General features: G+C 61.9%; 9 protein-coding genes. 4 read left to right on the top strand and 5 right to left on the bottom strand.

All coding sequences use genetic code 11. The annotated features are described in order from the left end of the window. Nucleotides 1-24 precede the first annotated feature (24 nt). Nucleotides 25-615 (bottom strand): amino acid synthesis family protein, encoded by a 591-nt coding sequence (locus AB4O35_RS23725; protein WP_049708911.1) that lies wholly within the window; start codon nt 613-615, stop codon nt 25-27. Nucleotides 616-1,039: 424 nt separating this feature from the next. On the opposite strand from AB4O35_RS23725, the gene gabP reads away from it, so the two are divergent. Continuing rightward, nucleotides 1,040-2,449: a GABA permease gene (gabP, locus tag AB4O35_RS23720; protein WP_065876280.1), complete on the top strand. Its 1,410-nt coding sequence runs from the start codon at nt 1,040-1,042 to the stop codon at nt 2,447-2,449. Next, a complete protein-coding gene (gbdR, locus tag AB4O35_RS23715; RefSeq protein WP_065876279.1) occupies nt 2,446-3,522 on the top strand; it encodes a choline metabolism transcriptional regulator GbdR in 1,077 nt (358 codons plus the stop codon). Before gabP ends, gbdR begins: the two co-directional genes overlap by 4 nt. 2 nt (nt 3,523-3,524) lie before the next feature. Here gbdR and AB4O35_RS23710 read toward each other — a convergent pair whose 3' ends face one another. From AB4O35_RS23710 to AB4O35_RS23695, 4 genes are all read right to left on the bottom strand, one after another. Beyond that, a complete protein-coding gene (locus AB4O35_RS23710; protein ID WP_065876278.1) occupies nt 3,525-4,868 on the bottom strand; it encodes a c-type cytochrome in 1,344 nt (447 codons plus the stop codon). 16 nt (nt 4,869-4,884) lie between these two features. After that, nucleotides 4,885-7,110, bottom strand: a complete 2,226-nt coding sequence (locus tag AB4O35_RS23705; protein ID WP_065946267.1) for a xanthine dehydrogenase family protein molybdopterin-binding subunit — start codon at nt 7,108-7,110, stop codon at nt 4,885-4,887. Further along, complete coding sequence (locus tag AB4O35_RS23700) at nt 7,110-7,565, bottom strand: (2Fe-2S)-binding protein (protein WP_065876276.1); 456 nt, start codon at nt 7,563-7,565, stop codon at nt 7,110-7,112. The genes AB4O35_RS23705 and AB4O35_RS23700 overlap by 1 nt, the downstream gene beginning before the upstream one ends. A gap of 149 nt (nt 7,566-7,714) precedes the next feature. Then, the gene (locus AB4O35_RS23695; protein WP_065876275.1) at nt 7,715-8,623 is read right to left on the bottom strand and encodes a LysR family transcriptional regulator; all 909 of its coding nucleotides are present in this window, start codon (nt 8,621-8,623) and stop codon (nt 7,715-7,717) included. Nucleotides 8,624-8,729: 106 nt separating this feature from the next. On the opposite strand from AB4O35_RS23695, the gene AB4O35_RS23690 reads away from it, so the two are divergent. Both AB4O35_RS23690 and AB4O35_RS23685 read left to right on the top strand, forming a co-directional pair. Beyond that, nucleotides 8,730-10,091, top strand: a complete 1,362-nt coding sequence (locus AB4O35_RS23690; RefSeq protein ID WP_065946288.1) for an MFS transporter — start codon at nt 8,730-8,732, stop codon at nt 10,089-10,091. Next, nucleotides 10,088-11,362, top strand: a complete 1,275-nt coding sequence (locus AB4O35_RS23685) for a glucarate dehydratase family protein (RefSeq protein WP_065876274.1) — start codon at nt 10,088-10,090, stop codon at nt 11,360-11,362. Before AB4O35_RS23690 ends, AB4O35_RS23685 begins: the two co-directional genes overlap by 4 nt. Nucleotides 11,363-11,388: the final 26 nt, after the last annotated feature.

Here is an 11,388-nt window from a genome sequence, read left to right as displayed (position 1 = left end):
TTTTTATTGGGGGGCTTGCCTGGCTTACTGGGCCTTTTCGGCGGCCAGTTCTTCCAGGTCGATATACCGGTTGCCGATGCGCGGGTGCAGGCGGCCGCCATCGGCGCAACCCAGCACCACGACGATTTCGTCGGCCCGCGGCGCGTCTTCGATCTGCATTTCCAGGGTGATGTAGTGCGAGCGCAGGCCTTCGTCGTCCTTGTGCATCATCGGGATCTGGATCGAGGTGCCCGGGCCGCCGCGCTTGTTGGTGAAGCTCAGGTAGCTTTTGGCTTTGACCGCTTCGCGGTAGTGGTTGCCGAAACGCAGGGTATGGATGATCGCGCTGGCATGTTCGATCTCGCCGTCGGCACCGACCACAGCCGCTTTACCGTAGGCCTCAATGTTCTCGGCACCGCCGATGATGCCCACCAGGCGCTCGACCATCAACGCGCCGAGGTCGGAGCAATTGGCACGGATCTCCGGCTTCAGGTCTTCGACAAAACCACGGCCCAGCCAGGGGTTTTTCAGCACAACGGCCAGGCCGACCATTTTCACGGGGGTGTCGGAGGCTTTGCCGCCTTCGATGAAGGTTTCTTCTACGTAGCTGACGATCTTGCGGATTTCGAAACTCATGGCTGCTCCAACGGGATGCGATTGGTTTGCGTATGATGGTATACCATAATACCAGAAGCGCAAGAGTCAGAAATAAACCGAGGACGCAGTGATGCGATGAAAGGTCCAAGAGATGACTTTTTGTGGCGGGGTGTAAACGTCTGCTCATCAAGGTGAGTGGTGTGGAGCAGGGAGCACCAAGTGGTCATGAACGTTGTCGACAATCAGCAAGGCGAACACGCCGGGGCTCCGCGAGAGTCTGCCCATAACAGAGCGGTATAAACGCAGGCCCCGCACCGATGTCGATATCAGACCAATCCCTGCCGCTTTCAGGCTGTTTTCAGGGAAGTCAGGCCGCGTAAGGTGACCCATCATTAAGAAATGATGATCGCCTGACCCTTCAGTCAGTACGCCCTGACGTCGATCACCGAGAACAACAAAAACAATGAATAGCCTGAATTCCAACGATTCGAACGGCCAGTTGGCGCAGGGCTTCAAGCCGCGTCATGTCACCATGCTTTCCATTGCGGGCATCATCGGCGCGGGGTTGTTCGTCGGTTCCGGACACGCGATCGCCGCGGCTGGGCCGGCAGTGCTGCTGGCCTATCTGTTCTCCGGCACGCTGGTGGTGCTGGTCATGCGCATGTTGGGGGAGATGGCGGTGGCCAACCCCGATACAGGGTCATTCTCGACCTATGCCGACCAGGCCATCGGCCGCTGGGCCGGGTTCACCATCGGTTGGTTGTACTGGTGGTTCTGGGTGCTGGTGATCCCCATCGAAGCCCTGGCCGCCGGGCATATTCTCAACCAGTGGTTCCCACAGATCGACGCTTGGCTGTTTGCCTTGCTGTCGATCTTTTTGTTGGTGGTCACCAATCTGTTCAGCGTGTCCAAGTACGGTGAGTTCGAGTTTTGGTTCGCCATGGCGAAAGTGATTGCGATCATCGGCTTCATCGGTCTGGGCTTCGCGGTGTTGATGGGCTGGATTCCCGAGCGGGAGGCCAGTGGCTTGAGCCGATTGATGGAGGACCATGGCGGTTTTGCGCCTAACGGGCTGTCGGCAGTGGTCGGGGCTTTCATCACGATCATGTTCAGTTTCATCGGCACCGAAGCGGTCACCATCGCAGCGGCCGAATCCAGCAACCCGGCGCAGAACATCGCCCGGGCCACGCGCTCGGTGATGTGGCGCATCGGCGTGTTCTACCTGTTGTCGATTTTCGTGGTGATTTCCGTGGTGCCATGGAATGACCCGCTGTTGGCGTCTGTAGGCTCGTATCAACGGGCGCTGGAGCTGATGAACATTCCCCACGCCAAACTGCTGGTGGATGGGGTGGTGTTGATCGCCGTGGCCAGTTGCATGAATTCCTCGATCTACATCGCCTCGCGCATGCTGTTTTCCCTGGGCAAGCGGGGCGACGCACCCAAGCTGATGAGGAAGACTTCGGCGGCGAGCGTGCCGAGGGCGGCGGTGATTGCCAGCACGATCCTGGGCGCGGGAGTGACTCTGTTCAGCTACTTCGCGCCGGCCGGGCTGTTCCAGTTCCTGCTGGCCAGTTCGGGCGCCATCGCCTTGCTGGTGTACCTGGTGATCGCCATTTCCCAGTTGCGCATGCGCAAGATCCTACGGCAGCGCAACGTCACGCTGACCTTCCAGATGTGGCTGTTTCCGTGGCTGACCTGGTTGGTCATTGCGTTCATCTGTACCGCATTGACGGTGATGCTGGTGACCCCCGAGCACCGTTCTGAAGTGTCCTCGACAATCGGCCTGGCCTTGATAATTTCCCTGATCGGCTTGCTCACCGCGCGGCAGCCTGAACGCGCGCAAAAAACAGTGGCCGCAGCTTCGCAGCCATGAGTGCCCGTCCTGTCAGCAGCATCGTTTTCGTGTTGCTGGACCAGTTCACCTTGATGTCACTGGCGGCTGCAGTCGAGCCGTTGCGCATGGCCAATCAGCTGTCCGGCCAGGAGCTTTACAAGTGGCATACCGCGAGCCCGGACGGCAACCCTGTGTGGGCCAGTGACGGCGTGCCCATCACGCCTGACGGTTCGATACTCGGCGTGCCGCCAGCCGACATTGTGATTGTCTGTGGCGGCATCGGCATCCAGGGCACCGTGACTGGCGAGCTGGTCAAGTGGTTGCGCAGCCAGGCGCGTTACGCCAAGCGACTGGGCGGTATTTGTACCGGTAGCTTTGTGTTGGCGCGGGCCGGCTTGCTGGATGGCTATGAATGCAGCGTGCATTGGGAGTGGTTGGCCGCCATGCAGGAGGCCTTCCCACGGGTGACTGTCAGTTCCAGCCTGTTCAGCCTCGACCGGGACCGTCTCACCAGCTCGGGCGGTACCGCGCCCTTGGACATGATGCTGCACTTGATCGGTCGGGATCACGGGCATGAGCTGTCGGCGGCCATTTCCGACATGTTTGTGTACGAGCGGATCCGCAACGAGCAGGACCATCAGCGCGTGCCCCTCAAGCATATGCTGGGCACCCAGCAACCCAAGTTGCAGGAAATCGTGGCCTTGATGGAGGCGAACTTGGAGGAACCGATCAACTTGGACGAGCTGGCCGCGTATGTCGCGTTGTCGCGTCGCCAACTTGAGCGCATGTTCCAGAAGTACCTGCACTGTTCGCCTTCGCGCTATTACCTCAGGCTGCGGCTGATCCGTGCGCGGCAGTTGCTCAAGCAGACACCCATTTCAATCGTGGAATTGGCCGTGCTTTGTGGCTTTGTGTCCACGCCGCACTTTTCCAAGTGCTACCGCGAATACTTCGGCGTACCGCCCAGCGATGAGCGTTCAGTCACGGACAGCGAGCGATCCGTCGTGCTCAAGCCGGTGCTGCACGCGTTGCCTGCGCCCGCGCCCATGAACGTGTTGGAGCAGGCGCGGGGCGAGGCAACGTTTGCCAGCGTGAAGAACCTGAAGTCCTGAATTCAGCGCATATGCAGGATGATCGGGCTGCTGCTCGCCGGGTCGGTATGCCCGCGCAACTTGCCCACCGCCTTCGCCTCAACCGCACCGCCGTTATTACCCCAGGTGCCGCGCACGTAGCTCAGCACCTCAGCAATTTCCTGGTCGGACAATTGCTCGCGAAACGCCGGCATGCGGTAGGCGTCGGGTACGCCGGCGGCGACCACGCGTTGCGAGCCGTTGAGGGTGATGTTGATCGCGGAGGCGCTTTCCTTGGCCAGTGCCGACGTGGCGCCGGCCAGGGGCGGCATCCACTCGGGCTGGCCCTTGCCGTCCAGGCCATGGCACGAGGCGCAACGGGTCGCGTAAGTGCGGGCGCCGGGGACGTCCTGGTTCGTGCTCACCGCCTGATACTGCCAGGGCGTGCCGTCGCGCTGCGGGTCGCCAGGCAGCGACTTGAGATAGCGCGCGATGGCGGCCAAGTCGTCGTCCTGCATGAACTGCGTGGAATTGTTGAAGGCTTCGGTCATTGAGCCATAGACCACTGCATGCGCGTTACGCCCGGTCTTGAGGAACTGCACGATCTGCGGCTCAGTCCAGCGTCCCAGCCCGGTGTTGGGGTCCTGGCGCAGGCTCGGTGCGTACCAGCCGTCGAGCAGGGCGCCGGCGAGGAACGGCTTGCCGGATTCATCCAGGGCTTTTTCGTTAAAGGCCAGGCCGCGTGGTGTGTGGCAGCTGCCGCAGTGGCCGGGGCCCTGGACGATATAGGCGCCGCGGTTCCACAGCGCGTCCTGGTCTGGCTTGGCTGCATAGGTAGCGGTTGGGGCGAACACGCCGTTCCACAGTGCGATGGGCCAGCGCATATTCAACGGCCAGGGAATATCGCTGGGGATATTCGGTTGGTTGGCCGGCTGTATGCCCTGCATGAAGAACGCGTACAGCGCTTTTATGTCGTCATCGCTGAGTTTTACGTAGGACGGGTAGGGCATGGCCGGGTACAGCCGTCGCCCACCCGGCGCCACGCCATGGCGCACTGCGCGGTCGAAGTCAGCCAGGCTGTAAGTGCCGATCCCGGTGTTTTTGTCCGGCGTGATGTTGGTGGCGTGAATCGCCCCCAACGGCGTGGCCATTTCCAGCCCTCCGGCGAACGGCGCCTTGCCTGCCAAACTGTGGCAGGCCACGCAATCGCTGAGGCGGGCGACATACTCGCCACGGCTGACCAAGGCGGGTTCGAAGCTGGCACCCGCCTGTTCCTGTTCGAACGCAGTAGCAGGTTCACGGGTGACATACCAGGCCAGCAGGCCTGCGGCGACCAGGCAGGGCAGCGCCAGCCAGCCTGCGGTTCTTGCGAATCGACGGTTGTTCATGGGCGTTTCCTGAGGGTCAGCTGAAAGTGTGTCGGCTCAAAGGCAGGCTGCGCACGCGCTGGCCCGTCAACTGCGCCACCGCATTGGCCACGGCCGGTGCCACGGCGGGCAACGGCGGCTCGCCGATACCGCCCATTTTTTCGCCACTCTCGACCACCCGTACATGCACCCGCGCCATCTGTGCGGGCGCCAGGATTGGGTACAGGTCGTAGTTGCGCGCCCGTGGTTTTCCATCCACGTACACCGCTTCTTCCAGCAAGGTCTGGGACAAGCCCAACGCCACGGCACCATTGACCTGCGCCTCGACAATCGCCGGGTTGACGATGCTGCCCGGGTCGATGGCCTGCCAGATATCGTGCACCTTGACCTTCCCATTATCGATGGACACTTCGGCGATCGCTGCCGTGTGGGAGCCGAACGGCGAGGCCATGGCCACGCCGCGAGCGCGTCGGGTGCCGTCCTCGGCGGTGAAGGGGCCACGCTTCCAGCCACCGGACAATTCACCCGCCGCTTGCAGCAACGTGGTCAGCCGTGGGTTGTCGCGCAGCAAATGCAAGCGCAGCTCATAGGGATCATGTCCGCCTTTGTCCGCCAGCTCGTCGAGAAACGACTCATAGAAGAAGTCGTTGAGCGAGTTGCCCACCGAACGCCAATAGCCGAGCATGGGCGCGCCTTTGACGTAGATCTGCGCGATGCGTTTGTTGGGAATGGTGTAGGACTTGCCCGACAACCCTTCGAGGGCCGTGGGGTCGATTTTATCGCCCTGTTTGCCGGCAAGCGCTTCGGTCGGGCCTTCGGTCGCGCTGACCGCTTCGATGGCCACCGGGAAGCCTTTGTCATCCAGTGCGGCACGGAACTTGACCACGGCCACCGGGCGCAGCACGTCGCGCAGGAATTCTTCTTCACGGCTCCAGATCAGCTTGATCGGACGCCCCACTGCCTTGGCCAGCGCAATGGCCTGCGGGTAGGGGTTGGCCGAGTCATACAAGAAGTGCCGCCCAAAAAAGCCCCCCAGCAATGGCGAGTGCAGGGTGATTTTGTCGAGGTCGAGGCCGGTGCGCTTGGCGATGTCGGCGCGGAACATGTCCGGCGCCTGGTTAGGCAGCCAGATCTCCAGGGTGCCATCGGGGTTGAAGCGTGCGAGGGCGGATGGCGGTTCCAACTGGGCGTGGTTGAGGTACTGGTTGTGATACGTCGCTTCGATTTTGGTCTTGGCGCCTGACAGTGCGGCCGCCACGTCACCTTCATTTTCGTCGTCACGGGCCGGGCCTTGCTGAGCGGCGAGGAAGTCGCGGTGCTTGTCGCTGGAGAAGTCCGCCGGCATGACGCGCAGTGTCGAGTCGGCAGCCGCTTCTTGCCAGTCGACCTGGACCGCTTCAACCGCACGCTTGGCGTGCCACCAACGTTCAGCCACCACCGCCACTGCGCCGGGGAGCACGTGCACCGAATGCACGCCTTTCATGGCTTGCACGTGTGACTGGTTACGCAGGCTGCCCACGGTCATGCCCAGGCGTGGCGCATGCTGCACAGCCGCGTGAAGCATGCCGTCGACTTTCAGGTCGATGCTGTATTGCGCCTTGCCGGTGGATTTGTCGTAGGCATCCAGGCGTTTGACCGGCTTGCCGATCCAGCGGAACTGGCTTGGGTCGCGCAGCGTGATGCTGGCCGGGTCGGGCACCGGCATGTCCAGGGCGCGACTGGCCAATTCGCCGTAGCCCAACGAACGGCCGGAAGCCGTATGTACCACCCGGCCAGGCTGGGTGGTCAGTTCGGCAACCGGTACACCCAACTGCGCGGCACCGGCTTGCAGCAGCATCGCGCGGGCGAGGGCGCCCAGGCGGCGCATGGTCGGGTAGCTCATGCGCACCGACATGCTGCCGCCGGTGATGCGCAGGCCGTTGTCCATCACCACATACGCTTCGCCGGGTGGCGCGGCTTCGACGATAAACGTAGCGGGGTCGGCATCCAGCTCTTCGCCGACAATCTGCGCCATGGCGGTGTGGGTGCCTTGTCCGCCTTCCATGAACGGACTGAGCAGGCGCACCGTGCCGTCCGGGCGAATTTCAAGAAACGCCGGCACCTGAGTGCCACGTTCTGCGGCGTTGGCCGTGGCCGCCTGCACCCTCGACGCGCCAAGCGGCAGGCCGAAACCGATCACCAGCGCGCCCACCGCCGTGCTCGCCAGGAAGCGGCGGCGCGACAGGTTTACCGGTGCTTCGAGCAGTTCATTGAGGATGCTCATCAGACGCTCTCCTGCTTGGCCAGTGCGTCGACCGCCGCATGGATGGCGTTATAGGTGCCGCAACGACACAGGTTGATCATCGCCGCGTCGATCTGCGCCTTGCTAGGGGCGGGGGTGTGCTTGAGCAGCGCAGTCGCGGCCATTACCTGCCCGGACTGGCAATACCCGCATTGCGCCACCTGATGCTCGACCCAGGTCGCGACCACACGCTTGCCCACCTCATCGTCTTCAATCGCTTCGATGGTGGTGATTTCACGCCCGACCACGCCGGCCACTGGCGTGACACACGAGCGCACCACATTACCGTCCACCAGCACCGAGCAGGCCCCGCACTGGGCCAGGCCGCAGCCGTATTTGGTGCCGGTCAGGCCCAGGTCGTCGCGGATCACCCACAGCAGTGGCGTGTCGGCGTCGGCTTCGACCTGATAGGTTTTCTGGTTGATTCGTAATTCCATGGCTCACCTGCTGATCATCGGTGTATGCGGCCATTTTTAGTATGAGGTTGCGGCGGCCGCTCACTGTCGAACTCTAGACCACGGTGCAAGGGCTATCTATCCGAAATCCGAGAAGTCGGAGGATCAGGCAAGTATTCAAGAGGATTGAGCTAGCGTGCCTGATCCCATTCTTGACGTACCGCACTGCGAATCCCGTCCAGCAGCATTGCAAACGCCGGGTTGTCGTTGTTCTCGCGCCAGATCAAATGCAGCTCACTTTGCGCCCCTTCGCCCAAGTCGATATCGCGGAAAACCACGTTCTTGAACACCACACTGCTGGCGCAACGCGGCACCAATGCCAGGCCCATACCGGCATTGACCAGCGCCAGGATGGTCAGGGATGACCCCAGCCACTGCACAAACTCCGGAGCAACGCGCGCTGAGCGCAGCAGGCCGGTGAGCAGTTCGTTGAACGGCGGGTAGGCCGAGTGGGCGTACATCAGGAAGGGCTGGGCGTCCAAGTCGTGCACGCTGACCGTCTCGGCATTGGCCAACCGATGGCTGCTGGGAACTGCCAGCACGAAGGGCTCGCGCACCAGGCATTCGGTGGCGTAGCCCGGCTCCAGCAGCGGCGCGCGGACAATCCCCAGGTCGATCCGGCGGGCGCGCAGCGCTTCATATTGCTGGTAGGTGTTCATCTCTGACAGGTCGATCTTCACCTGGGGCTGCCGGAGCCGCGCCTCGGCGATCACGCGTGGCAAAAACTCGTACACCGCGCTGCCGACGAAGCTGATATTGACCGTGCCGATATCGCCCTCAGCGAAGCGACGCGCCGTCACCGCCGCTTGCTGGGCACGTTCCAGCAAGTTCTGCGCCTCGATAAAAAAGGCGCGGCCGGCGGCGGTGAGGGCAACGCTGCGGGTGGTGCGGGCAAACAGTTCGACCCCCAAGTGATGTTCCAGCAATTGGATCTGTCGGCTGAGCGGCGGCTGGGTCATGTTCAGCCGTTCGGCCGCGCGCCGAAAATTCAGCTCGGTGGCCACAGTGGTGAAGCAACGCAGTTGAGTGAGTTCGAACATTGATCTAATCCAGGTATCAATCGGATGCCAAGTTAGATTAGACGGGATCAATGCCCGACGTCCATGATCAACGCGTCCCTAAAAAAACAATGATTGGGAGTTGCCCTTGGACACTGTTCAGAATCCGCCAGACCCGACCGTGCTCGCCCGTGCGGCCACCAAGGTCAAGCGTCATGTACTGCCATTATTTGTGGTGATGTTCATCGTCAACTACATCGACCGGGTCAACATTGGCTTTGTGCGCAGCCATTTGGAGATCGACCTGGGCATTGGCGCGGCCGCCTACGGCCTCGGTGCCGGTTTGTTCTTCATTGGCTACGCGATCTTTGAAGTGCCGTCCAACCTGCTCCTGCAGCGCTACGGCGCAAGGGCCTGGCTGACGCGCATCATGTTCACCTGGGGCGCGGCCGCGATGGCCATGGCCTTTGTCAAAGGTGAAACCAGTTTTTATGTCCTGCGTTTTGTCCTCGGCGCCGCCGAGGCGGGTTTTTTTCCCGGTGTCATCTACTACTTCACGCAGTGGCTGCCAGCCTCCGAGCGCGGCAAGGCCATGGCGATTTTCCTCAGCGGCTCTGCCATTGCCTCGGTGATTTCCGGCCCGGTGTCGGGGGCCTTGCTGCACATCAATGGTTTTAGCCTGCATGGCTGGCAGTGGATGTTTCTGATTGAAGGGTTTGCCTCGATCGTGCTCTGTGGCTTTGTATGGTTCTGGTTGCAGTCCCGTCCCGATCAGGCGACATGGCTCAGCGCAGAGGAAAAACACGCGTTGGTGAGTGCCATCGAGGCGGAACAGCTAGCGCGTGAAGCCGTCCGGATTGTCCGACCCTCGATGTTCAAGCTGCTCGCCGACAGACAAATCGCGCTGTTTTGCTTTATTTACTTTTCCATCGCCCTGACCATCTATGGCGCCACCTTCTGGCTGCCCAGCATGATCAAGAAAATGGGCAACCTGGGCGACTTCCAGGTGGGCTTGTTCAATTCGATTCCCTGGTTGATTTCCATCGTCGCCATGTACGGTTTCGCCGCCCTCGCCAGCAAATGGAAGCACCAGCAGGCATGGGTTGCGCTGATGCTGGTGATCGCCGCGTTCGGTATGTTCATGTCTACCACCGGCGGGCCGGTGTTCGCCTTTGTCGCCATCTGTTTTGCCGCGATTGGCTTCAAGGCCGCCTCTGCCTTGTTCTGGCCAATTCCCCAGGGTTATCTGGATGCCCGGATCGCCGCGGCGGTGATTGCCTTGATCAATTCGGTCGGCAACCTGGGAGGCTTTGTCGCCCCCACCACCTTTGGTTTGCTGGAACAGACCACCGGCTCCATCGAAGGCGGGCTGTACGGCCTGGCCGCTACCTCCCTGGTGGCGGCGGTGGTGGTGTTTTTTGCGCGCACCGCACCACGGGGCACCGTGCCCCCCACACCGACTACACATCAGCACGCTTCGCGTCCAGGCCCACAGGGAGCAGCCTCTTGAAAATCGTCCGCGTTACCGTCACGCCCATTGCCTTTCGCGACCCGCCGCTGCTTAACGCCAGCGGTATCCACGAAGCCTTCGCGCTGCGCTCGATCATCGAGGTCGAGAGCGACACCGGCTACATCGGCCTTGGCGAAAGCTACGGCGATGCCCCGGCGCTGGCGATCCAGCAACAGGTGCAGCCGCAACTGATCGGCCTCGATCCCTTCAACCTGAACGGGCTGCGTGCAATCGTCCAGGCCACGGTGGCCGCGCACAAGCCCGTGAGCCTCAGCGGCGCAGAACTGGCGCCGGGCTCCCACGCCAGCAAGGCCGTGAGCAATGCCTATTCGGCGTTCGAAGTGGCCTTGCTCGACCTCCAGGCCCACGCCTTGAACGTGCCGCTGGTGGACTTGCTCGGTGGGGCGATCCGCGACCGGATCCCGTTCAGTGCCTACTTGTTTTTCAAGTACGCCGAACACATCGACTCGCCCTACAAGCCCGACAGCTGGGGCGAAGCGCTCAACGAAGAGCAGATCGTCGCCCAGGCCCGGCGGATGATCGAAGCCTACGGCTTCAAAAGCATCAAGCTCAAGGCCGGCGCGCTGGAACCGGAACATGAGGTGCGCTGCATCAAGGCGCTGAAAAAAGCTTTCCCCGGCGTGCCGCTGCGCATCGACCCGAATGGCAATTGGTCGCTGGAAACCTCGATTCGCATGGCTGAACTGCTGGGCGATGACCTGCAGTATTACGAAGACCCGACCCCGGGCCTGGACGGCATGGCCGAGCTGCACAAACGCACCGGCCTCCCGCTGGCGACCAATATGGTGGTCACCGATTTCGACGAATTCCGCCGTAGCGTAGCGCTGAACAGCGTGCAGATCGTCCTCGCCGATCACCACTACTGGGGCGGCCTGCGCGACACCCAGGTGTTGGCCAAGATGTGCCAGACCTTCGGCCTGGGCGTGTCGATGCACTCCAATTCACACCTGGGCATCAGCCTGATGGCGATGGCCCATGTGGCTGCGTCGGTGCCCAACCTTGATTACGCTTGCGACACCCATTACCCCTGGCAGGAGCCGGACGAGGAAGTCATCAAGGGCGGCAAGGTGCCGATTGTCGATGGCTGCGTGACGATTACCCGTGCACCGGGCCTGGGCCTGGAACTTGACCATGACCAACTGGGCAAGCTGCATGACCAGTACCTCAGTTGCGGCATTCGCCAGCGCGACGACGTAAAACAGATGCAGCGTTACCAGCCGGATTGGAAGACTGTGAAACCGCGTTTCTGAAGCTTGGTCGCTTCGCTTTGCCCGGT

The organism is Pseudomonas sp. H1_A03 (genome assembly GCF_054685145.1).
Note: the sequence above shows the minus strand (reverse complement) of the source record. Positions and strands in the feature narration are given on the sequence as shown.